Source organism: Amylolactobacillus amylophilus DSM 20533 = JCM 1125, from assembly GCF_001936335.1.
Classification (GTDB): Bacteria; Bacillota; Bacilli; order Lactobacillales; family Lactobacillaceae; genus Amylolactobacillus; species Amylolactobacillus amylophilus.
In genome coordinates this window covers 1054971-1079567 of the sequence record NZ_CP018888.1, presented here as the reverse complement: position 1 = coordinate 1079567, position 24597 = coordinate 1054971, and the positions used below count along the sequence as shown (strand labels likewise).

General features: G+C 37.2%; 26 protein-coding genes and 1 pseudogene. 25 read left to right on the top strand and 2 right to left on the bottom strand.

What is annotated here, in order from left to right:
• Positions 1-69: 69 nt before the first annotated feature.
• Positions 70-363, bottom strand: coding sequence for a hypothetical protein (locus LA20533_RS05665; protein WP_056945775.1), 294 nt, complete (start codon positions 361-363; stop codon positions 70-72).
• Positions 364-485: 122 nt separating this feature from the next.
• On the opposite strand from LA20533_RS05665, the gene LA20533_RS05660 reads away from it, so the two are divergent.
• The 23 genes and pseudogenes from LA20533_RS05660 (at position 486) to LA20533_RS05550 (ending at position 22812) form a co-directional block, all read left to right on the top strand.
• Entirely contained in the window at positions 486-1325 is an 840-nt protein-coding gene (locus LA20533_RS05660; protein ID WP_056945776.1) for a hypothetical protein, read from the top strand.
• 474 nt (positions 1326-1799) lie between these two features.
• Positions 1800-2336, top strand: coding sequence for a hypothetical protein (locus LA20533_RS05655; RefSeq protein ID WP_056945777.1), 537 nt, complete (start codon positions 1800-1802; stop codon positions 2334-2336).
• A gap of 76 nt (positions 2337-2412) precedes the next feature.
• Complete coding sequence (locus LA20533_RS05650) at positions 2413-2871, top strand: hypothetical protein (protein ID WP_054746443.1); 459 nt, start codon at positions 2413-2415, stop codon at positions 2869-2871.
• Between the two features lie 526 nt (positions 2872-3397).
• The gene (locus tag LA20533_RS05645; RefSeq protein ID WP_000421280.1) at positions 3398-3712 is read left to right on the top strand and encodes a YdcP family protein; all 315 of its coding nucleotides are present in this window, start codon (positions 3398-3400) and stop codon (positions 3710-3712) included.
• A gap of 20 nt (positions 3713-3732) precedes the next feature.
• Positions 3733-4110, top strand: a complete 378-nt coding sequence (locus LA20533_RS05640; protein WP_001234189.1) for a YdcP family protein — start codon at positions 3733-3735, stop codon at positions 4108-4110.
• 9 nt (positions 4111-4119) lie between these two features.
• Positions 4120-4893: a Mom family adenine methylcarbamoylation protein gene (locus LA20533_RS05635; protein ID WP_000185760.1), complete on the top strand. Its 774-nt coding sequence runs from the start codon at positions 4120-4122 to the stop codon at positions 4891-4893.
• A gap of 21 nt (positions 4894-4914) precedes the next feature.
• Entirely contained in the window at positions 4915-6318 is a 1404-nt protein-coding gene (locus LA20533_RS05630; RefSeq protein ID WP_082611526.1) for an FtsK/SpoIIIE domain-containing protein, read from the top strand.
• A gap of 181 nt (positions 6319-6499) precedes the next feature.
• Complete coding sequence (gene mobT, locus LA20533_RS05625; protein WP_000426691.1) at positions 6500-7684, top strand: MobT family relaxase; 1185 nt, start codon at positions 6500-6502, stop codon at positions 7682-7684.
• A complete protein-coding gene (locus LA20533_RS05620) occupies positions 7681-7953 on the top strand; it encodes a hypothetical protein (protein WP_000055367.1) in 273 nt (90 codons plus the stop codon). The genes mobT and LA20533_RS05620 overlap by 4 nt, the downstream gene beginning before the upstream one ends.
• Positions 7950-8171: a hypothetical protein gene (locus tag LA20533_RS05615; protein ID WP_001009054.1), complete on the top strand. Its 222-nt coding sequence runs from the start codon at positions 7950-7952 to the stop codon at positions 8169-8171. The genes LA20533_RS05620 and LA20533_RS05615 overlap by 4 nt, the downstream gene beginning before the upstream one ends.
• 59 nt (positions 8172-8230) lie before the next feature.
• The gene (locus LA20533_RS05610; RefSeq protein WP_000494842.1) at positions 8231-8992 is read left to right on the top strand and encodes an abortive infection family protein; all 762 of its coding nucleotides are present in this window, start codon (positions 8231-8233) and stop codon (positions 8990-8992) included.
• A gap of 60 nt (positions 8993-9052) precedes the next feature.
• On the top strand, positions 9053-9553 hold the full coding sequence (locus LA20533_RS05605; RefSeq protein ID WP_000421245.1) for an antirestriction protein ArdA: 501 nt from the start codon (positions 9053-9055) through the stop codon (positions 9551-9553).
• A 162-nt stretch (positions 9554-9715) separates the two neighbouring features.
• Positions 9716-10882, top strand: coding sequence for an IS256 family transposase (locus LA20533_RS05600; RefSeq protein WP_000195404.1), 1167 nt, complete (start codon positions 9716-9718; stop codon positions 10880-10882).
• An 86-nt stretch (positions 10883-10968) separates the two neighbouring features.
• Positions 10969-11994, top strand: a complete 1026-nt coding sequence (locus LA20533_RS05595; RefSeq protein ID WP_000234705.1) for a hypothetical protein — start codon at positions 10969-10971, stop codon at positions 11992-11994.
• Between the two features lie 70 nt (positions 11995-12064).
• Entirely contained in the window at positions 12065-12460 is a 396-nt protein-coding gene (locus tag LA20533_RS05590; RefSeq protein WP_000723886.1) for a conjugal transfer protein, read from the top strand.
• Positions 12444-14897 (top strand): conjugal transfer ATPase TcpF, encoded by a 2454-nt coding sequence (gene tcpF, locus LA20533_RS05585; RefSeq protein WP_000941001.1) that lies wholly within the window; start codon positions 12444-12446, stop codon positions 14895-14897. Before LA20533_RS05590 ends, tcpF begins: the two co-directional genes overlap by 17 nt.
• The gene (locus LA20533_RS05580; protein WP_000192390.1) at positions 14894-16921 is read left to right on the top strand and encodes a CD3337/EF1877 family mobilome membrane protein; all 2028 of its coding nucleotides are present in this window, start codon (positions 14894-14896) and stop codon (positions 16919-16921) included. Before tcpF ends, LA20533_RS05580 begins: the two co-directional genes overlap by 4 nt.
• The gene (locus tag LA20533_RS05575) at positions 16918-17940 is read left to right on the top strand and encodes a bifunctional lytic transglycosylase/C40 family peptidase (RefSeq protein ID WP_000768374.1); all 1023 of its coding nucleotides are present in this window, start codon (positions 16918-16920) and stop codon (positions 17938-17940) included. Before LA20533_RS05580 ends, LA20533_RS05575 begins: the two co-directional genes overlap by 4 nt.
• 16 nt (positions 17941-17956) lie before the next feature.
• A complete protein-coding gene (locus tag LA20533_RS05570; protein WP_000584387.1) occupies positions 17957-18886 on the top strand; it encodes a conjugal transfer protein in 930 nt (309 codons plus the stop codon).
• A 313-nt stretch (positions 18887-19199) separates the two neighbouring features.
• Positions 19200-19247: pseudogene (locus LA20533_RS09025) on the top strand (hypothetical protein); the annotation flags it as partial.
• Positions 19248-19262: 15 nt separating this feature from the next.
• Positions 19263-21182: a tetracycline resistance ribosomal protection protein Tet(M) gene (tet(M), locus tag LA20533_RS05560; RefSeq protein ID WP_000691737.1), complete on the top strand. Its 1920-nt coding sequence runs from the start codon at positions 19263-19265 to the stop codon at positions 21180-21182.
• 175 nt (positions 21183-21357) lie between these two features.
• Positions 21358-22548, top strand: coding sequence for an IS256-like element ISLgar5 family transposase (locus LA20533_RS05555; RefSeq protein ID WP_002299749.1), 1191 nt, complete (start codon positions 21358-21360; stop codon positions 22546-22548).
• Positions 22549-22644: 96 nt separating this feature from the next.
• Positions 22645-22812, top strand: a complete 168-nt coding sequence (locus LA20533_RS05550) for a cysteine-rich KTR domain-containing protein (RefSeq protein WP_001803271.1) — start codon at positions 22645-22647, stop codon at positions 22810-22812.
• A 57-nt stretch (positions 22813-22869) separates the two neighbouring features.
• Here LA20533_RS05550 and LA20533_RS05545 read toward each other — a convergent pair whose 3' ends face one another.
• Positions 22870-23223, bottom strand: a complete 354-nt coding sequence (locus LA20533_RS05545; protein WP_001227350.1) for a helix-turn-helix domain-containing protein — start codon at positions 23221-23223, stop codon at positions 22870-22872.
• Between the two features lie 530 nt (positions 23224-23753).
• Between LA20533_RS05545 and LA20533_RS05540 the strand changes: the two genes are divergently transcribed.
• Together LA20533_RS05540 and LA20533_RS05535 are read left to right on the top strand one after the other, a co-directional pair.
• Positions 23754-24176: an RNA polymerase sigma factor gene (locus LA20533_RS05540; protein WP_000804879.1), complete on the top strand. Its 423-nt coding sequence runs from the start codon at positions 23754-23756 to the stop codon at positions 24174-24176.
• A complete protein-coding gene (locus tag LA20533_RS05535; RefSeq protein WP_000845143.1) occupies positions 24173-24403 on the top strand; it encodes a helix-turn-helix domain-containing protein in 231 nt (76 codons plus the stop codon). Before LA20533_RS05540 ends, LA20533_RS05535 begins: the two co-directional genes overlap by 4 nt.
• Positions 24404-24597: the final 194 nt, after the last annotated feature.

Below are 24597 nucleotides of genomic sequence, written 5' to 3'. Positions count from 1 at the left end.
CAGCCGTCTTTATTTTTGTACCCAGAGTTTATTGACATCGTGGCCTTGGTCAAGACGTATTAGTTACGGTCAACAGCCATAACCATACTTTCGATTCCAATTACGGCGAGCAAGTACTGCCATTAGGTCACGCATACATGCCTGACAATCCTTAGTAGCCTTCACCTCGAGGCTTATATCACCTAATTTCAGAAATATGGTTGGTTCATTGCCAAAAGGGTCAAAGTGATTTGCTAATATAAGGCCATTCAATTCGTCCATTGCTTCTTCAATTTCTGAGTCATTTACATGGTGCTCGTCTAGCAGGGAACCTGATACTAGTGAATGACTGTAGCTAACGTTCATGCGCTCATGATTCGTCATGTTGTCACCTCCTTGCGCTTTCGATATTTTAAGTATATACTTGCAACGTGGGATTGAAATATGACCTTTTTTCGTTAATATAACAATTTTGTCCCACGCTTTAAGGGAGAGGAGTCCTCATAATGTTTGAAACGGCGTTTAAAAAAACCACAAAATATGTGTTTACCACAATTAGTTCAACTATTAAGAAACGAAAGGAAGAACTTAACCTAAATCGTTCGGACATTCTATCCGACGAATCGTTAGTCAGTAATATCATCAACAATAAACGGACTACTAAATATCCGAACTTGATGAGTGACTTCAATGCGCAAGATATCCGAGAGAACCTGAAATTCAACAATCTTGATGAAATGCTTTGGGGACAAATCAAGTGGAATGTGCTACTGAAAAAAGCAATTAATGAGATTTATTCATACAAAGGTACCGACTTAACTATGATTAATCTACACGAACTACTTTTTCAGGTCCTAACTGCAAATGTTCACTTTGCTCAAATGCGTGCAGGACTTAGTTATGACATCTATCCAGTTAAGGTTGAACGTAAAAAATCGAGAACAATTAATACTGTTAAAATTGAAGCACTTGACGAACTTTCTCAGCGCATACAGTTTTTAAATGCTGAATCTTTTCAAGAAATTTTAGTTCGTCGATTTGAGGAGGAGTTTTTCGGAAAGGAATTCCGAAAGTTTTACGTCAGGTTTCCTAAGCTCATGCAAACAATCTTCACGGACATTCTTACGCCGCTCAAACCTACCCCAACTGATACTGGTATGCTAGCCTATTACTTGACTATAAATGCCTATGAAGCATTCGAAGCAGAAAGTCGTGCTTGGTATCAAGATGATAACCGGATGCGTAACGAATACGCTAGAGTTTCCACCGAGCTTGATACGGCAATCGGAGCCATGCAAAAAGTACACAGATATGAAATGTCATTATTCCCTCAAAAAAACGGCTAATGTATATATTAAAAGCGACTGCCCGATGGACAGTCGCTTTGTTATAACGTCAATTTTATTATTAGCGCATATTTTACTATCGTAGAAATCATAAGTGGTGGATAAGATATCGTTTTATCAGAGCGGTATTTCACATATCTCCAAACTTTTGCTCTATTTCTTCCATGTGGTCTGCCAAATACGGTCACATATGCAAAGAGTTATTTTAATCATGAAAACTAGTAATTAGACTTCATGCCGTTATGATGCTTGGCGTTCATTTTCGCCGTCCTTACTCTACTGTCTAATGTGGTCACTAGCCGTCTCGCCGCATTTTCAAATATTCGTCGGGCATTTTTACTCTGCATCAGTTGAACATGTGTGGTAATGCCACAATCATTTTAGTGATTTTGTTCTGTAAGTAGGATTTCCCTTTTTTATAGGCTATCATATACTTAACGAATAATGACATCACAACTAAAGGCGAGGAAAACTATGACACCAAAACGAATCTTCTCAGCTTCGCTGATTCTTTTAGCTGGCTTAAGCATCACTCTCGTGGCTTGTTCTGAAAAAAACGATACCGGTACGAGCACTACGAAAAGTTCATCTTCCCAGGTTTCTAAACAGGCGGTCAAAAAAGTGTCCGCTAAACAACAGATGCTTAACAAAGTTGAACAGACATACAAACACGCATATCTGTTCAACTATGAATCAGATGAAGAATCTCTATTCCACAATGCGGCATTCTTGATTAACCCAGACACTCGTAAAGCTGCATTTCTATTCACAAATACACACAAGATTATTGAAATGACCTATGAGACAAACATCAAACCTGAAGGGACTTCCACAGGAGGCTGGAATCGTCTAACCTATAACGGAACGTCCTACGTCTGGCAGGACCAATTTGATAACGATGACAACTCTATATTCATGTCCCTTGAACACGATGATACTGGAAGCGACTTTCAGACCGCCTACAAAAAGACCATCTCTGATGCAGTTAACTTCGCATTCGACAAAGAATAGTGATGCCACGGTATAGACGCACACGTTTTGATGCAGTATAATCAAATTAATCAGGAGATTCATGGAGGACACATCAATGGAAACTGTAATTGGCTTTACCATTATTGGCGGTATCATTCTTGCCATTGTTGCACTAATCATGCTTATCTTTGCTGCTCTGCGCAAACGGCCAAAGAAGCTAAGTGTCATCCTTTTAGTAGTCGGAATTGCACTTCCAACTGCTGCAACTCTTTTTGGGGTTATATCGGGTGTTGGTTCTGCTGACTATACTGTTACCTCTAAGGCAGAAGGTAAAGACTTCATCGCCAATGCTACCACCAAAGAGATTGAAGGCAAAACCCTTGAGTTTAAGGTTACCGAAGTTGGCGATGAAAGCCAGATGGGTGTCGGTCTTGCTGCTCCGGGCGGTTTTGACGTTCTCTTACCCGTAACCAAAGAAACACGTAAAATTAAGGCCGGTGATACCATTACCGTTAAATGTGAAGCTGTTGGTAACATAGTTGGTATTCCTGCTGTATCTGCAACTTTAGAATAATAACCACCGAAGAGGCTGAAAAGCCTCTTTTTATTCGCTTCGTTCTGAAATATCTTGGTGGGTCACAGTAGCAAAATAGCCGCCGTTACCTAAGCAACAGCGGCTATCTTTGGTGGTGATTTTGGTGGGGCACCTTTGTTATGACCCACTATTTAGCCCGTTTTATGACAACCGAAACGCCGTTAAATCAACGTTCTGGCTTCAACTTCACTTACTTCATTATTCCCACTCTGTTTTAAGGGTATGGCATATAAGCGAAAATGCTGTAATATCAAGGATTTTGGAAACGTATAAAATCGAATAAATTATATTTAAAAAAATAAAAAGTGCAATAAAAGTGCAGTATTTGCACCTAAGCAGACCTGATTAAATTCGAAATGGAATTCTAAACTCAATATTCATTTAAATGATAGACGTTCATAATGAGCGTCTATTTTTTATGCTTTGAAAGGTTGTGATACTAACAAATTTTTAAATGAATAAAGTAAGCCAAAAATATTTTATGTGAGAAAGGAACGATACACTTATGGAATTAAAATATGTCATTCCCAATATGGAAAAAACATTTGGTCAATTAGAATATGCTGGTGAAGGGAATATTGAACAACGTCGAGTCAATGGCAGACCAACTATTCTCTCTCGTAGCTACAATTTATACTCAACGATTCAACGAGCAGATGATATTGTTGTCATTCTTCCCTCCGAAGCTGGCGAGAAACATTTTGAATCCGACGAAAAAGTCAGACTCATCAACCCACGTATTACCGCAGAAGGTTATAAAATTGGCAATAGAGGATTTACCAATTACATTATGCACGCAGACGATATGGTGAAAGCTTAAGAAAGGAAAGGTGAAAAAATATGAGATTAGCAGAAGGTATTGTGATTGAAAAAGACCAGACATTTGGCACATTGAAATTTTCCGCTTTACGTCGTGAGGTTCGTATTCAAAATGAAGATGGTTCGGTTTCCGAAGAAATTAAAGAACGTACCTATGACTTAAAATCAAAAGGACAAGGACGCATGATACAAGTCAGTATCCCCGCTTCTGTTCCTTTGAAAGAATTTGACTACAACGCAGAAGTGGAATTAATCAATCCTGTGGCAGATACCGTAGCGACGGCTACTTTTCGAGGGGCAGACGTTGATTGGTACGTGAAAGCAGACGATCTTGTATTAAAAGGACAGACAAAACCTCATCAGAAATATAAAAAAGAAGCGTCCGAAAGTGAAAAATAGGTGTTGCTTATGACAAACACACCATTGATTTTGAAAGAAATTCCGAAAGATGAAGCCATTTCTTTTATTCGGCAATACCATTATTCAAAGATACTCCCTAGATTGTGTAAATACTTTCTAGGGATTTTTTCAGAAGAAAAATTATTAGGCGTTGTGGAATTAGGCTGGGGTACGCAACCCCTACAAACCATACGCAAACTCTTTCCCGACAGTTCCCTTCAAACCACAGATTATTTAGAAATTGGAAAGATGTGTTTTCTTCCAGAAATGAATCAAACCAATTATTTTGGCAGTCAAGCTCTTTCAGCTCTAATTAAGTGGTTGAAAGAACATACGGACTGTCATTTTTTATATACATTGGCAGATGGAATTGAGGGAAAATGTGGCTATGTCTATCAAGCGTCCAACTTCTTTTACTGCGGGTATTTCAAGACAAGTGTCTATCGTGATAAACAGTCATGGGAAAAGATACACCCTCGAAGTGCTCGCCTTTTATTAGAGGAAAATGCTCGTTTTGAACAGGTAGAGAAAAAGCATTGGCTTTCCCAGGCATTTTGCGAATACAAAGGGATTGAGAAAATCAATGGACGCATGTTTCGCTATCTCTATCCGTTGACAAAAGAAGCGAAAAAACTGTTAGGACACACGCTCTATCGACGTCATTATTATCCGAAAGAAAAAGATTTACGCTTTGAAAAGCGAATCGCTTATCGGAAATATGAAGCCATTTCTCAACCAACTTTTGATAAACAGGCTCGTATCTACAATACACAATTATTTTGATAGATGGAAAGGAGGATTTTTATGCCATTGCTTCATGACAGAGGAAAGCGAATCAAAGCCAACGATAAGGACTTGGTCAATCATTTTGTGCTGATTTCATTGCTGATAGTTTTTCTAGTCGTTCTACTCCCTTTTCATTGGAGAACGTTACAATCGGTGAATTGGCAAACAGTTCAGTTAGATACATTTTTCTATCAACTGCATACGCCATACTTTTGGAGCAGTATTCTCACTGCTTTTTTTGTATGCGGACTCATCAGCTGGCTCTATTATCACTATCGCATAGATTCTATAAAACAGTTAGAGCACCGTCAAAAGTTAGCTCGTATGATTTTAGAAAACCATTGGTATGAAGCCGAAGAAACTCAATCAGAGGGATTCTTTAAAGACTTATCCAGCAAGAAAACCAAACAACGAATCCGCCATTTTCCTAAAATGTATTACCGAATGAAAGATGGACTGATCCATATTCATGTAGAAATCACTTTAGGGAAATATCAAGATCAGCTCTTGCACTTAGAAAACAAACTAGAAACAGGCTTGTATTGTGAATTAGTGGAAAAAACGTTGAAAGATTCTTATGTAGAGTATGTTCTACTTTATGACACCATTGGCAATCGAATTGGCATTGAAGATGTGGTAGCTCAAGATGGACGTGTCAAATTGATGGAATCGGTCTATTGGGAGTTTGATTCTCTCCCTCACATGTTAATTGCTGGGGGCACGGGTAGTGGAAAATCCTATTTTATTCTCACATTGATTGAATCTCTCCTGCATACAAATGCGAAGCTTTATATTCTCGACCCTAAAAATGCTGATTTGGCAGACTTAGGAGCGGTCATAGATAATGTCTATTACCGTAAAGACGATATGCTGGCATGTATTAGTCAATTTTACGACGATATGATTGCCCGTAGTGAAACCATGAAGCAACACCCGAACTACAAAACAGGAGAAAATTATGCGTATCTTGGTCTACCTGCGAACTTCCTGATTTTTGATGAATATGTGGCGATGATGGATATGTTAGGTCGTGATAGTGCACAAGTTATGAATAAACTCAAACAAATTGTTATGCTCGGACGACAAGCAGGCTTCTTTTTAATTCTTGCCTGTCAGCGTCCAGACGCAAAATATTTTAGTGATGGTATTCGAGATAACTTTAACTTCCGTGTGGCTTTGGGTCGTATGTCTGAAATGGGCTTCGGTATGATGTTTGGAAGCGATACACAAAAACAATTTTTCTTAAAACCCATCAAGGGAAGAGGTTATGTGGATACAGGAAAAAGTGTGATTAGTGAGTTTTATACACCCCTTGTACCAAAAAGGTATGATTTCTTAGGAGAAATAGGAAAAGTCATTCAAAAAAAGCAATCTGAGCCTGTACCGCACGAAGTGAAAGGTACAGGTTCAGACTTGCTTTGATTGGTGTGGCGTTAGCCACGCCAATCCTTTAGCCCCCTCTACCTAACAGGGGGGCACAAATACAACTGAAAACAGGCAATTCTCATCAACCAATGTTGATGGTACAAGGAATTGCGGAAAATAGGAAAGATGTAAACTCAAGGGTCATAGTTTACATCTTTTTTAGATTGGAGGTTTGCGAATGGAAAACGAAAAAATTTGGATTAAGGAATTGAAAGAAAAGCGACTGGCTTATGGCGTTTCTCAAAATAAACTGGCGGTTGCTTCTCATATTACCAGACCTTACCTATCGGATATTGAAACAGGCAAGGCAGTCCCTACTCAACAGGTGAAAGAAGATTTACTGAACGCTTTGGAACGCTTCAATCCCGATAACCCATTGGAGATGTTATTCGACTATGTACGGATTCGATTCCCTACCAATGATGTGTCTCAAATTATCGGTGAGGTTTTACGCTTGAATATGGATTATATGCTACACGAAGACTTTGGCTATTATTCTTATCCCGAACACTATCGTTTCGGTGATATTGTTGTCCTAGTCTCTCATGATGTAAGTAAAGGGGTTTTATTAGAACTGAAAGGAAAAGGCTGTCGGCAATTTGAAAACTTTCTATTGGCTCAACATCGGAGCTGGTATGGTTTCTTTCAAGATTGCATGGAACATAAAGGTATTTTCAAACGCTTGGATTTAGCCATCAACGATAAAACAGGGATTTTGAATATTCCAGAATTGGCAAAGAAATGTAAACAGGAAGAATGTATTTCCGTCTTTCGGAGCTTTAAAAATTATCGCAGTGGTGAATTGGTTCACCGTGATGAAAAACCAGACATGGGAAACACCCTTTATATTGGCTCATTAAAAAGCGAAGTCTATTTCTGTATATATGAGAAAGATTATGAGCAATACGTGAAAAATGATATTGCCTTAGAAGACGCAGAAATAAAGAATCGCTTTGAAATTCGTTTGAAAAACGACAGAGCCACTCAAGCCATGAAAGATTTGTTGGAACATCAAAATGCAGAAAAAACAGCGTTTGAGATTATCAATCGTTATATTCGCTTTGCCGATAAGGACGAAACCAAGCGACGGAGTGATTGGCAAACCAATGAACGCTGGGAATGGTTTATCGGCAAAAATCGTGGAGCATTACGCCTAACCATACAGCCAGAACCTTATTCTTTTGAACGAACATTGAACTGGTTACATCATCAAGTCGCCCCTACATTAAAAGTCGCAAGCATTTTAGATATTCTCAACGGTACAACCATTATTTCCACCATGATTCATGAAGCCAAACTGACAGAAAAACATGAGAAATTAATTGAACAACAACATCTAGGCATGGAGGATTTGATTACATGAGCCTCTTAACAGAAGAATTAAAGAAGTTAGGGTTTCAAGCGTATATACAAAATACAGGGAAATATACGTCTCTCATTATTGAGGGAAAACGGCAAGCTGGTGATACCATCTATACCTATGATTTTTACAAAGTGAGCTTTTATAAGAATTATACCAGTCGAATAACTGTTTATGGAGAGCATTTAACTCCTTTTCAATTATTAAAGCGTGTAAAAAGCTATATCTACTATCGAGAAAAATATCTTAAGGAAAGGAGGACAATCACATGAATTTTGGGCAGAATTTGTACAACTGGTTCTTGGATAATGCACAGTCATTGGTATTGTTAGCGATTGTCGTCATTGGACTGTTTTTAGGTTTTAAACGAGAATTTTCAAAACTTATTGGCTTTTTGATTATTGCTTTAATCGCCGTCGGACTTGTGTTCAATGCAGCTGGCGTGAAAGATGTGTTATTAAACTTATTTAACCGAATCATTGGTGCTTAACAGATATTTTTCATGATAAAATAGGAAGTATATATTTTGTTATGAAAGGATCCATGAATATGTTTACAAATGATCAATTTAAATCTCTTTTAATTAAAACATTAGAAAGAAAGAGCTCTTCAAATTATTATGAAGGAGGTAACGAGATTGTTTCTAAAATGAAAATATCAGAGGTAACTTTAGATGAGACTAACGAGTTTACTTATTATAAAGGATACAAAAGGGATTGGAATACGCTTTGCACCTATCTTAAAATAAGAGCTCCTTTTGATGATTTAGACTTTTTTGAAAGTCATAAAGATTTGCTTACCCAGACAGCAAGCTCCATATATGATAAACAAGGTGATAATGTATTAGTGGATACTATTTTAGTACCACTTCCAGAGAATTACGAAGTAATTAACTTTAGTCAGTTGAAAATTAGTGATGTGATTTCACAAGCTATTGAAGACGCTGAGTCTTTCATGAGTAATGGTGAATATCAACGTGCCTTTGACAGAGTTCACACTGCTTTTCATGGATATTTAATTGAAATACTAAAAAAATATGAAATTACAGTTCCTAGAGACGAAAATCTATCTAAATTATATAGTAGGATACAACAATTAATTGAAAAAGAAATTCAACCTACTGAACTTGCTGATATAGTGAAGACAACGATAAGGTCATCAAATGGAATGATTAGCTCTCTTAATGAAGCAAGAAATAGGCATTCACTTGCACATCCTAATACAAATATTATTGGAAAGAGAGAAGCAAAACTAATAATAGGTATTTCAAGTACAGTTACAGATTATATTAGCGGATACCTTGATAAGTAGCGTCATTAACTGATTGCTACTTTTTTTATGACTATTTTTATAAAAAGGATGTGATAAGAATTGGAATTGAAAGTCTATGTGGCAAATTTGGGACGGTATAATGAAGGTGAATTAGTTGGATCATGGTTTACTCCACCAATTGATGAGGAAGAAATGGCAGAAAGAATCGGTTTAAATGAGAACTACGAAGAATACGCCATACATGATTTTGAGCTTCCTTTTGATGTGGACGAATACACGCCAATTAGTGAAATCAACCGTCTATGTGAAGCCATTCAAGAAATCGAAGGTACACCTATTTATAATGAACTCAAAGAAATTCAAGGCATGTGGTTTAGTAGCTTGGAAGAATTACTGGAAAACAAAGAGAATATTCATTGTTATAGTGAATGTGATTCTATGGAAGATGTCGCCCGTTATTATGTGGAAGAAACAGGACAACTTGGTGAAGTACCTTCTAATTTACAAAATTATATTGATTATCAAGCTTTGGGACGTGATATGGAAATAGAGGGAAATTATCTTATCACCTCTCATGGAGTATTTGAGTATTCTAATTAACATGGATTACTCTAAACTAGCAATACTGCTATAATAATTTTATACGTTCTGAATTAAGGAGGATAAAGTCCATATAATTGTGTAAAAGCAAAAAGGCCATATGAACGCCTCTTTACGGTACAATGTTTTTAACCACTAAAAACATACCCAGGAGGCAATCATATGACCCAAGTACATTTTACACTGGAAACAGAAGATATTCAAAGTTTAATTGACCAGTCGGTCAAAGATAATGCGGCTAAACAAATTTTACAAACTGTATTTAATCAGTTGATGGACGAGCAGCGAACAGATTATATTCAAGCCACAAACTATGAACGATCAGACGATCGAAGAAGCCAACGCAACGGCTATTATGAAAGAGAATTAACGACTCGTATTGGCTCTCTTGAGTTGAAAGTTCCCCGAACACGCGACGGTGAATTTGCACCGACTGTATTTGAGCGGTATCAACGCAATGAGAAGGCTTTGTTAGCCTCTATGTTAGAGATGTATATTTCTGGTGTCTCTACACGTAAAGTCTCTCAAATCGTTGAAGAACTATGCGGTAAATCAGTCTCTAAATCCTTTGTCTCCAGTTTAACTGCCCAGTTAGACCCTATGGTCTCTGAATGGCAAAATCGTTTTCTATCAGACAGGTCTTTCCCTTATGTTATGACAGATGTTATCTACATCAAAATCAGAGAGAATCATCGTGTCGTATCTAAAAGCTGCCATATAGCGATTGGCATATCAGAAGATGGAGAGCGTGAGATTATTGGCTTTATGATTCAAGATGAAGAAAGTGACGAAACTTGGTCTCTCTTCTTCGACTACCTCAAAACCAGAGGGTTAAGTGAAGTGGAAATGGTCATTTCCGATGCCCACAAAGGCTTAGTCAAAGCCATCAAGAAGTCATTTACAAACGCTTCATGGCAACGATGCCAGGTTCACTTTATGCGTAATATCCTCAATTGTATCCCTAAGAAAGATTCAAAACCTTTCAGAGAAGAAGTCAAAGCACTCTTCAAATTTACGGATATTGAAACGGCTCGCAAGGCTAAAAATACTATAGTAAGTGCCTATAGCGAACAATCAAAATACCATAAAGCCTGTGAAAAACTAGATGAAGGATTCGAAGATGCCTTTCAATACGCCGTTGTCGGTAAAGGTCAATCGAGATTAAAAAGCACGAATCTTCTTGAACGGTTAAATGAAGAAGTCAGACGCAGAGAAAAAGTTATCCGAATCTTTCCGAATCACGCCTCTGCCAATCGTTTAATCGGTGCAGTTCTTATTGACCGTCACGAAGACTGGCTAAGCTCTACCAGAAAATATATTCAATTTTAACCTATAGGTTAAAGCTTTAAAACAGTGTACTGTATTTTACACAATTTTATGGACTTGACTTTAAGGAGGGGAGGAGGATTGTTCAATTGGTAATAATAGATGTTTATGGGAAAATAACAAAAATAAAATTGTCAGATAAATTGAAACTATATATATCTAATGTTTCTGATGACTGGAAGGAAAGCATTATAGAAGACATGTTACAAGAAATTCGACAACAAAAAGTTGACATGGCAGATAATTTGAAAAGGTATGGTAAAACATTTCAAACAGAATATTCTATATCTTATTTGAAAGAAATCGTTCACGCCAATGTTGAAGACTATACAAAATATAATTTAGATTCTATTGAGTCATGTCTTCAATGCCTTGTTGATAATATGATATGTCTATTCTTTGACTATGAATATCAGGATATGCCTTTTTTTGATTGGACAAGCAATTGCTTTGATGGTCGTTTTTGTGAAGAGGATTACGCTGAAAAAGTGATGTATTTTAGTAACTTTGTAAATCATGATATACAAAATGGTATTCATATGAACTGCATTTATACAAGTAATATGAATCCTAAAGAGCATACTAGGATATTATCAAATCTAAGTTTTAGAATTGATTCAAACTTTAAAGGGTGCAGGACTACAGACGACTACATTACGGAACTTAAAAAAATGGGCAACCGAATTGATTCTATACTAAAATCGGAAAACGATTATTACAAATTAGATTATATTATGAACGGGATATATAGTGATAATAGTTATAATCAAAATCATTATTTAAAGACTTTTACTTTGTTAGAACTTGTATTATTAAAACCAAATCAGAATACAAATGAAATTGACAAATTACTAATACCTTATCTTGATAAGAAATATGGAGAGGTTTCGAGTGAAGTAGCAAAATTATTAAGACAAATGAGAAATAAAATCGGACATGGTGATTTCAAAGGTTTTAACGAAAAAGCAGAAAAATTCGCTCAAAAATTTATGAAACACTTTCATTTTGACTATACAGAATACAGTAGATTAAATTGGGTATTACTTCATACCTGCTGTCTTTTAGATGATTTACTCAGAATAACTATTTTTCAACAATTAAAAGTCACAAAATAATTATTATTTTATAGAGCAATCACCTATTTTGATTGCTCTTTTTCTATTTTTACGGAAAGGACGTGAAGACATGAAAAAAATAAGAAGTTACACCAGTATTTGGTCAGTAGAAAAAGTGATTTATGCAATTAATGATTTACAACTCCCTTTTCCCATAACCTTTACACAAATGACATGGTTTATCGTTTCTTTGTTTGTCGTTATAATCTTTGGCAGTTTACCACCACTTTCCTTGATTGACGGAGCACTACTCAAATACTTAGGGATTCCCGTTGTCCTCACTTGGTTCATGTGTCAAAAAACCTTTGACGGGAAGAAACCCTATGGATTTTTAAAATCTATTATTACCTATGCTCTACGCCCTAAAATAACCTATGCTGGCAAACAAATACGATTAAATAAAGAAAAAATGAATGAATCAATCACGATTGTAAGGAGTGAACAATTAAATGGCACACCCCATTAAATATATCGAAGATAATCTCGTATTTAATCATGATGGCGAAGTATTTGCTTATTATGAATTAATTCCCTATAATTACAGTTTTTTAAGTTCCGATGAAAAAGTTCAAGTTCATGATAATTTCCGTCAATTGATTGCCCAAAATCGTGATGGTAAGATTCATGCCCTGCAACTAGCAACCGAATCAAGTATTCGAGCGACACAGGAACAATCGAAAAAAGAAATCACTGGACGATTAAAAGAGATAGCTTACGAAAAAATAGATGAACAGACCGAAGCGTTAGTTTCTATGATTGGTGACAATCAAGTGGACTATCGCTTTTTTATTGGTTTTAAACTCTTGCTGAATGAACAGGAAGTATCGGTCAAAAATATTGGCAAAGACATTCAAAAAGCATTTGCGGAATTCTTTCATGGCGTGAATCACAAGTTGATGGGCGATTTTGTTTCTATGCCTATGTCAGAAATCGAACGCTTTTCTAAAATGGAACAGTTATTAGAAAGTAAATTATCCAGACGCTTTCACATTCGCCCATTGGGGAAAGATGATTTTGGGTATATCATTGCCCACCTTTACGGTCAAACAGGGATTCCTTTTGATGACTACGACTACCATTTACCCAAACGATATGAAGATAAAAAAGTGTTGGTAAAGAAATACGATATTATTAAACCCACTCGCTGTTTAATCGAAGAAAAGCAACGCTACTTACGGATGGAACAGGAAGATACTACCACTTATGTGGCGTATTTTACGATTAACAGTATCGTCGGCGAATTGGATTTCCCCAATAGTGAGATTTTTTATTACCAGCAACAACAGTTCACTTTCCCGATTGATACCAGCATGAATGTTGAAATTGTTGCTAATAAAAAAGCTCTGTCTACCGTTCGCAACAAAAAGAAAGAATTGAAAGACTTGGATAGTCACGCATGGGAAAGCGACAATGAAACCAGTACCAATGTGGTGGACGCTTTAGAATCTGTCGACGAATTAGAAACCAACCTAGACCAAACCAAAGAATCCATGTACAAACTAAGCTATGTGGTACGGGTATCGGCAAAAAATCTGGACGAGTTGAAACAACGTTGTGATGAAGTAAAAGATTTTTATGATGATTTGTCTATCAAATTAGTACGACCTTTTGGCGATATGCTAGGCTTGCATAATGAATTTATTCCCTCAAGCAAGCGATATATCAATGACTATATTCAATATGTCACGTCGGATTTTTTGGCTGGTCTTGGTTTCGGAGCTACACAAATGCTTGGTGAAAATTCTGGTATTTACGTCGGTTACAATCTCGATACAGGCAGAAATATTTATCTCCAACCCAGCCTTGCAAGTCAAGGAATTAAAGGCTCTGTGACGAATGCGTTAGCGTCTGCTTTTATTGGTTCATTAGGTGGCGGAAAATCATTCTCTAACAATATGCTGGTCTATTATTCGGTACTCTTTGGCGGACAGGCAATCATTGTAGACCCAAAAGCTGAACGTGGCAAATGGAAAGAAACCTTACCTGATATTGCCCATGAAATCAATATCGTTAATCTCACGAGTGAGAACGACAATAAAGGGTTACTTGACCCTTATGTGATCTTAAAACTCCCGAAAGATTCAGAAAGCCTAGCCATTGATATTCTCACGTTCTTAACAGGCATTTCCAGCCGAGATAGCGAGAAGTTTCCTGTCCTGCGTAAAGCGATTCGGAGTGTCACTCAAAGCGAACAACGAGGGTTGTTATTGGTGATTGATGAATTGCGAAAAGAAGATACACCCATCAGCAATAGTATTGCTGACCATATCGAAAGCTTTGTCGATTATGATTTTGCCCATCTGTTATTCAGTGATGGCAATGTCACCCAATCCATTAGCTTGGAAAAACAACTCAATATTATTCAAGTGGCAGATTTGGTCTTACCCGATTCCAATAGCTCTTTTGAAGAATACACCACCATGGAATTATTAAGTGTGGCAATGCTGATTGTCATTAGTACCTTTGCTTTAGACTTTATCCACTCTGACCGTTCCATTTTTAAAATTGTTGACCTTGATGAAGCTTGGAGTTTTTTACAAGTGGCACAAGGAAAAGCTCTATCTATGCGTTTAGTTCGGGCAGGGCGTGCCATGAATGCAGGGGTCTATTTCGTTACTCAAAACGCCGACGATTTACTAGATGAAAAGATGAAGAATAATATTGGCTTGAAATTCGCCTTTCGTTCCACTGACCTAGTGGAAATCAAAAAGACCTTAGAATTTTTTGGCGTGGACAAGGAAGATGAAAACAATCAGAAACGCTTACGTGAATTAGAAAATGGACAATGTTTAGTTTCAGACATCTATGGTCGTGTAGGGGTTATGCAGTTTCACCCGATTTTTGAAGAGTTGCTTCATGCCTTTGATACCAGACCGCCTGTGCGAAATGAGGGGGAAAAATGACACAAAAACAAAAGAAATTTCTTCACTATAGTTGGATAACGCTCCTTTGTGTGGGCGTTATTTTACTTTTATTAGGCACGCTGGGCAATGCAGTACAAGCAACAGGCTTAGTTGATGAAACCATTGATACAAGCAACGAGTATTCCAAGTATGGTTTAAATCATTATCAGCTTGATTATTATGTGGACAATAGCTGGGGCTGGCTGCCGTGGAATTGGAGTGACGGCATAGGGCAATCAGTGATGTATGGACTGTATGCCATTACCAATTTCATTTGGACGATTTCTCTTTATCTTTCCAACGCCACAGGCTATTTGGTCAAAGAAGCCTACGCCTTGGATTTCATTAGTCAAACGTCTCAAGCGATTGGTGAGAACATGCAGACCATTGCAGGGATTACACCGAATGGCTTTTCCAGTTCGGGTTTTTATGTCGGCTTCCTTCTTCTTTTTATTCTGATTGTTGGAATCTACGTTGCCTATACAGGACTGGTGAAACGAGAAACGACCAAAGCTATACGAGCTGTGTTAAATTTTGTGGTGGTGTTTATTCTATCAGCTTCCTTTATTGCGTATGCTCCCGATTATATTGCGAAAATCAATGATTTTTCCAAAGATGTGAGCACTGCCAGTTTAGATATTGGGACAAAGATTGTCCTTCCCGATACGGATAGTCAAGGCAAAGACAGTGTGGATATGATACGTGATAGCCTATTTTCTGTTCAAGTCAAGCAACCGTGGTTATTACTTCAATATGGCTCAACCGATATAGAAACCTTAGGTGAAGACCGTGTGGAAAAGTTATTGGCTACCAGTCCAGATACAAACAATGGTGAAGATAGAGAAAATGTAGTGATTGAAGAAATTGAAGATCATGACAATACCTATTTAACACTCCCGAAGACCATTTCCCGATTAGGAACAGTCTTCTTTTTGTTTGTATTCAATATTGGTATCTCGATTTTTGTTTTCCTTCTAACAGGAATCATGATTTTTTCGCAAGTGCTATTTATTATTTTCGCTATGTTTTTGCCAATCAGTTTCCTATTAAGTATGTTGCCGAGTTTTGATGGCATGGGCAGGCATGCCATTACCAAGTTATTTAATGTGATTATGACAAGGGCTGGTATTACCTTGATTATTACCGTTGCCTTTAGTATTTCCACTATGCTTTATTCGCTGTCAGCAAGTTCTCCCTTTTTCATGATTATGTTTTTACAAATTGTGACCTTTGCAGGGATTTATTTTAAACTGGGCGATTTAATGAGCCTATTCTCTTTACAAAGCAACGACTCTCAAAACATGGGCAGACAAGTGTTTCGCAGACCTCGTCAAATGATGAATCGACAAACCAGAAGATTTCAACGCAGTATGAGTAAGATTTTTCGTGGAAAAGCAGGGTCAACGAAGCAAAAGACAATGACAACAAAGCAGAATCAAACCAATAAAGCTAACCATACTCGTCAAAATGAACGGACTACACCAAAGAAAGAAACAGCACTTTCCAATGTGAAAAAGCAACAAGGCGGTATCGGGCAACGATTAGGTGAAAAGACAGCCCATGTATTGGACACGAAAAATCGTCTAGTCAATAAAAGAAAGCAGGCTAAACAACAGATACAGGCGACACCAACCCATGTCAAATATGCCCTTCATCAAGGAAAAGAGAATGTCACTCATAATGTAACAGACTTTAAACAATCTATGGCAGATACCAAAGCTCAACGCAAACAACAGCGTATGAACCAGCAGGAGCAAAAACGAAAGAACATTGCTCAAAAGCGTTTGGAGCTGGATAAAGCAAAAGAAAAAAGACGAAAAGAAAACCCATCATCTCCTGTTCAGAATAACCAGCAGCATGTTCGCAAGCGTCAGCAAACCGTCACGCCTGTTTTGTCACAAAACACTAAACGTGAAAATCATCAGCGACCATTGAAAAAAGAGCAAAAACAAAAGACACCACCGAAGCAATTCAATCAGAGGAAGCTAAATAAAAGAACGGATAAGCGAGGACAACAAACATGAAGCTAAAAATAACAGTGATTTGTAGTGTGGTCTTCTCTCTCTTCTTTTTTCTCTTATTATTCCTAGTCATTTTCTTTGCAGATGATACGGACAGTGGCGAAAACAACAAGGATTCTTCTATTTCACAAGGCGGTGTGACCGTTTCACCAGAAGTGTTGGCACACCGTCCGTTGATTGAAAAATATGGTAAGGAATATGGGATTGAAGACTATGTTTCTTATATCTTAGCCATTATGCAAGTGGAATCGGGCGGTACAGCAGAAGATGTTATGCAAAGTTCCGAATCTTTGGGTTTACCGCCCAACAGTTTGAGTACCGAAGAGTCCATCAAACAAGGGGTTAAATATTTCAGTGAATTATTAACCAGTGCAGAACAACAAGGAGTGGATATAGATTCTGTTATCCAATCTTATAATTATGGCGGTGGCTTTTTAAATTATGTGAGGAGTCATGGGAAAAAATATACCTATGAATTAGCCGAACAGTTTTCTAAAGAGAAGTCGGGTGGTCAAAAAGCAGACTATCCCAATCCCATAGCCATACCTGTGAATGGTGGTTGGCGATATAACTATGGAAATCAGTTTTATGTTCAGTTGGTTTCACAATACCTAACCGACACTTCCCCAACAGAATTTGATGATGAAACCGTGCAAGTCATTATGGACGAAGCCTTGAAATACGAAGGGTTTCCCTATGTCTTTGGAGGGGCGTCGCCTACCACCTCTTTTGATTGTAGTGGCTTAATACAATGGGTGTATGACAAAGCTGGCATTTCTCTCCCTCGTGTCGCCCAAGATCAGTATGACGCTACGCAAGAAATCTCTATGGAAGAAGCCCAAGCAGGCGACCTTATCTTCTTTCATTCAACCTATAATGCAGGCACATATGTGACTCATGTGGCGATATATTTAGAGGGAAATCGCTTTTATCATGCAGGCGACCCAATCGGTTATGGCGACTTAAGCAGTCGTTATTGGCAAGACCATCTGATTGGGGCTAGACGTGTTATTCATAACTAAGAAAGGAATGAATCAAATGATTATAAAAATCGAGCGAAAAGAAAAGAAGGAGAAACCAAAGAAATCTAAAAAACCGAGCAAGCAAAGAAAAGTTCCGATGATTAAAGTTGGCACGCATAAGAAATTAACCTTTGTTTTATGGGTTTTATTGATTGGTAGTGTCGGATTTGGAATCTATAAAAATTTTACTGCCATTGACACTCATACTGTCCGTGAAACAGAAATCATTAAACAGCAGATTGTCGATACCAACCAAGTAGAAAGTTTTGTGAAATCCTTTGCGAAAGACTACTTTTCGTGGCAACAATCCCAAGAAGCCATTGATAAACGAAATGAAAAATTGACCCATTATTTGACGGAAGAATTGCAGGTATTAAATGAAGAAATGATTCGTAAGGATATTCCTACTAGTTCTAGTGTGAACGATATACAGGTGTGGCAGGTTTCTCAAGTGAATGAGAACACCTTTGAGGTACTGTTTTCTGTTGAACAAGTTATTACCGAAGACAAAGACAAGGAAACTATATCGTCTAGCTTTCATGTGGTTGTCCATATAGATGAATCAGATAATATGGTTATTATCAAAAATCCGACAATGAGTAAGAAACCTCAAAAATCGGACTACCAACCCAAACAGCTAGAAAGTGACCATACAGTAGATACAGAAACGATGGACGAAATCACTAGCTTTTTAGAAACGTTCTTCCAGCTCTATCCTACCGCCACAGAAAAAGAATTGACTTACTATGTAAGTAATCATGTGTTACCTATGATTAACAAGGAATATGTTTTCGAGGAATTGGTGAATCCTATCTTTACCAGAAAAGATAACCAAGTAATCGTGAATGTCGCTGTGAAATATTTAGATCAAGAAACAAAGGCAACCCAAATCTCGCAATTTGAGTTGATATTAGAAAAACAAGATAATTGGAAGATTGTAAAATAACAAATATTGGTACATGATTACAGATACTTTGTAATCATGTACTCTTTTTGATAAAAAATTGGAGATTCCTTTACAAATATGCTCTTACGTGCTATTATTTAAGTGACTATTTAAAAGGAGTTAATAAATATGCGGCAAGGTATTCTTAAATAAACTGTCAATTTGATAGCGGGAACAAATAATTAGATGTCCTTTTTTAGGAGGGCTTAGTTTTTTGTACCCAGTTTAAGAATACCTTTATCATGTGATTCTAAAGTATCCAGAGAATATCTGTATGCTTTGTATACCTATGGTTATGCATAAAAATCCCAGTGATAAAAGTATTTATCACTGGGATTTTTATGCCCTTTTGGGTTTTTGAATGGAGGAAAATCACATGAAAATTATTAATATTGGAGTTTTAGCTCATGTTGATGCAGGAAAAACTACCTTAACAGAAAGCTTATTATATAACAGTGGAGCGATTACAGAATTAGGAAGCGTGGACAAAGGTACAACGAGGACGGATAATACGCTTTTAGAACGTCAGAGAGGAATTACAATTCAGACAGGAATAACCTCTTTTCAGTGGGAAAATACGAAGGTGAACATCATAGACACGCCAGGACATATGGATTTCTTAGCAGAAGTATATCGTTCATTATCAGTTTTAGATGGGGCAATTCTACTGATTTCTGCAAAAGATGGCGTACAAGCACAAACTCGTATATTATTTCATGCACTTAGGAAAATGGGGATTCCCACAATCTTTTTTATCAATAAGATTGACCAAAATGGAATTGATTTATCAACGGTTTATCAGGATATTAAAGAGAAACTTTCTGCCGAAATTGTAATCAAACAGAAGGTAGAACTGTATCCTAATATGTGTGTGACGAACTTTACCGAATCTGAACAATGGGATACGGTAATAGAGGGAAACGATGACCTTTTAGAGAAATATATGTCCGGTAAATCATTAGAAGCATTGGAACTCGAACAAGAGGAAAGCATAAGATTTCAGAATTGTTCTCTGTTCCCTCTTTATCATGGAAGTGCAAAAAGTAATATAGGGATTGATAACCTTATAGAAGTTATTACTAATAAATTTTATTCATCAACACATCGAGGTCCGTCTGAACTTTGCGGAAATGTTTTCAAAATTGAATATACAAAAAAAAGACAACGTCTTGCATATATACGCCTTTATAGTGGAGTACTACATTTACGAGATTCGGTTAGAGTATCAGAAAAAGAAAAAATAAAAGTTACAGAAATGTATACTTCAATAAATGGTGAATTATGTAAGATTGATAGAGCTTATTCTGGAGAAATTGTTATTTTGCAAAATGAGTTTTTGAAGTTAAATAGTGTTCTTGGAGATACAAAACTATTGCCACAGAGAAAAAAGATTGAAAATCCGCACCCTCTACTACAAACAACTGTTGAACCGAGTAAACCTGAACAGAGAGAAATGTTGCTTGATGCCCTTTTGGAAATCTCAGATAGTGATCCGCTTCTACGATATTACGTGGATTCTACGACACATGAAATTATACTTTCTTTCTTAGGGAAAGTACAAATGGAAGTGATTAGTGCACTGTTGCAAGAAAAGTATCATGTGGAGATAGAACTAAAAGAGCCTACAGTCATTTATATGGAGAGACCGTTAAAAAATGCAGAATATACCATTCACATCGAAGTGCCGCCAAATCCTTTCTGGGCTTCCATTGGTTTATCTGTATCACCGCTTCCGTTGGGAAGTGGAATGCAGTATGAGAGCTCGGTTTCTCTTGGATACTTAAATCAATCATTTCAAAATGCAGTTATGGAAGGGATACGCTATGGTTGCGAACAAGGATTATATGGTTGGAATGTGACGGATTGTAAAATCTGTTTTAAGTACGGTTTATACTATAGCCCTGTTAGTACTCCAGCAGATTTTCGGATGCTTACTCCTATTGTACTGGAGCAAGCCTTTAGAAAAGCTGGAACAGAATTGTTAGAGCCATATCTTAGTTTTAAAGTTTATGCACCACAGGAATATCTTTCACGGGCATATAACGATGCTCCCAAATATTGTGCAAATATCGTAAATACTCAACTGAAAAATAATGAGGTCATTATTATTGGAGAAATTCCTGCTCGATGTATTCAAGATTATCGCAATGATTTAACTTTTTTTACAAATGGGCTTAGTGTTTGTTTAGCAGAGCTAAAAGGATATCAGGTTACCACTGGCGAACCTGTTTGCCAGACCCGTCGTCTAAATAGTCGGATAGATAAAGTAAGATATATGTTCAATAAAATAACTTAGTGCGTTTTATGTTGTTATATAAATATGGTTTCTTATTAAATAAGATGAAATATTCTTTAATATAGATTTGAATTAAAGTGGGAGAGTGTAAAATATTTTGTGTAAATAGAAAAAAGGAAGTCCCTTCTGTAGAATAGAGTTACCACAACACATTCACAGAAGAGAGGACTTCCCTATGAACGATTTTACTACAGAAATTCTAAAGACTCTAGCGAACAAAGGCGATTTGAATGAATTATTCCGTGTCCATTTGGAGAAAGCAGTCAATACGCTTCTCAAAACGGAGTTAACGGCTTTCCTAGATTACGAAAAGTATGATCGCATTGGTTTTAACACGGGTAATTCTCGTAACGGCTCCTATGACCGTACGGTCAAGACCGAGTATGGGGAACTTCATCTCCAGATTCCGCGCGACCGCAATGGTGAGTTCAAGCAACAGACTGTTCCTGCTTATAGACGGACGAATGACACGTTAGAGGAGACCGTCATTCACCTCTTCCGAAAAGGTATTACCATGTCGGAAATCGCAGACTTGATTGAGAAAATGTATGGGCATTACTACACGCCCCAAACCATGTCCAATATAACAAAATCATTTACAGAAGAGGTAACGGCGTTTAAAGGGCGGGAGCTTCATGACCGTTATGCTGCTATTTATATGGACGCAACGTATATTCCGTTAAAGCGGAAAACCGTCGCCAAGGAAGCTATTCATATCGCAGTTGGCATTCGCCCGGACGGATCAAAGGAAGTATTGAGCTATGCGATTGCACCGACTGAATCCATCACGATTTGGGAGGAAATTTTATTGGACCTTCAAGAGCGCGGTTTGAAAAATGTCCTCCTGTTCATCACGGATGGCTTAAAGGGGATGGTAGGAGCGATTAGTCGGTTCTATCCCAAAGCTCGTTTTCAACATTGTTGTGTACACGTTTCCCGTAATATCAGTCACAAAGTGCGTGTCGATGATCGTAAGGAAGTCTGTGATGATTTTAAAATGGTGTATCAAGCCTCATCTAAAGAGGTGGCGTTGGAAGCACGTGGTGCTTTTGCGGAAAAATGGAAAACCAGCTATCCAAAAGTGGTTGAATCGATTCTTTCGAACGATCACTTGCTCACTTTCTATGATTTCCCCTTGGCCATACGCAAGAGTATTTATTCTACGAACTTGATTGAATCCTTTAATAAGCAAATCAAGAAATACAGCCACCGCAAGGAACAGTTCCAAAACGAAGAGTCGATGGAACGTTTCTTAGTCTCGTCTTTTGATACTTACAACCAAAAATTCCTAGGTCGCAGTCATAAAGGCTTTCAACAGGCCGAAGGCGAACTTGAACAAATGCTAAGCCAACTGATTGAGAATTAGAAACAATCTGCAGTAGGGAAGAATCATTTACACAAAATTATTGACGCTCCCTAAAGTGGAAAGGAGGAGATTGTTATTATAAACTACAAGTGGATATTGTGTCCTATTTGTGGAAATAAAACAAGACTACGAATACGAGTGGATACTATACTTAAAAATTTCCCTTTATACTGCCCCAAATGTAAGAACGAAACTTTAATTAATGTTCAAAAAATGAATATAATAACAATCAAAGAGCCAGACGCCAAGACGCAGAGCCGATAATTTGAGAAATGAAACTCTCATCTTATCGGCTCTTTTTGTTTATCTGAATTTTACTGACTAGCCTTCAATATTTCTTGCTTCATTGATACCTTTTGCTAGTGCTTCCATTAAGGATAGTTCTTTGTCTGTAAAGCTATCCATGTATTTTTCTACCTGTAACCTTCGAGTGCTTTTAATCAAATTATCTGTAGGTAAGAAAAATTCATCAATAGATACATGGAGTAATGATACAAGATCATACAGCACTTGTGTACTTGGGTGTTGTCCTTTGTTTTCTATATTTGTTAAATAACGTGGGTCAATTTCAATCATTGTTCCCACTTGTTCACGAGTGAGACCCCGTTTCATTCGAGCCTCTTTAATCGCTAAACCAACGGCTCTAAAATCGTATTTATCTTCTTTTTTACGCATACTAAATCACCTCTATACATTTTACTGTTCCTATATAACTATAAACAGGTATAGAAAAACATGTTATATAGTTTATGAGTTCCTATAGAACACTGTGGAATTTATTAATGCGATGAATCCAATTTCAAATAGAAAGGTCGCTGATTTTATTTACCTATACAACTTTATAAAATTTAGTCATACTCCTAGAAAGTAGATAAAATTGGCGACTTAATGGAGGGAAAAGTCGCCATGAGAAAGATAATCTGTCATCTAGTTCTCTTAATTAAGTTCTTATCAAAAAAACTTATCCACCTGTACTGGATAGATATGACCATCAATGTGGTTTTGCAGATTACATAGATAGAAAAATCAAAGCATATGAACAGAGAAAACAATCTGTTTATGTGCTTTTTTGGTCACTTAATAAATATCTTTTAGGATTTCTCTTCATTTATGCAACAAATCCCCCTTTCGTGTCGGGGCTTAGTATGAAGGGAGATAAAGAAGCACATGCCACTCCCTTTCACGACAGAAAGGGGGTGAAAAGCATGAAACCATCTTCTTTTCAAGAAACCATAGAAAATCAGTTTGACTATATCTGCAAACAAGTTATTGAAGATGAACGAAAAGATTACTTCAAACATCTAGACAGACTATCAGCAAAAGAAGTCTCGTTTTCTGATATAGATAACTACCTTGTCAACTCTTTTTCTACTGTTGATACGTACGTCACTGATTTCCAACTATTTAAATTATTTGGATTAAGAATCAATGTTGAAAGTGATTTATTAAGTGAAGCCCTGCGTCATCTTTCAGAGAAAAAACGGAACATTATTTTACTTCATTACTTTATGGATATGAGTGATGTGGAGATTGCGGAGTTACTAAATTTGAATCGTTCGACTGTTTATCGTCATCGAATAAGTGGACTAGCCATGATTAAAGAATTCATGAAGGAGTGTAAAGAATGAAAACAGCCTATCCAAGGGTTCCCTTCCCCCTCATTGTAAAGGCGACAGATGGCGACGTGGAAGCAATTAATCAGATTGTTAAACATTATCGAGGGTATACCTCAAAACGTTCATTACGTCGCATGACAGACGAATATGGAAATTCTCATATGGTTATTGATGAAACCCTACGTGGCAGAATGGAAACGAAACTCATCTCTAAGATTTTATCGTTCGAAATTAAATAGTCCCATTTTTTCGTGGAAGCGTGTCGAATCGTATCCACGCTTCCCAATTTGGGAGGTTTGTTATTCCATCAAAGCATATTGTGTGTTCAGTAGGTTTTGATAGGCTAACAAGCCAAACGTTCTTTGACAACCAAATAAAGGCAATCGAATACGTTTCGGTAAGAAAAGAGCTGATGAACTAACACGCCATGACC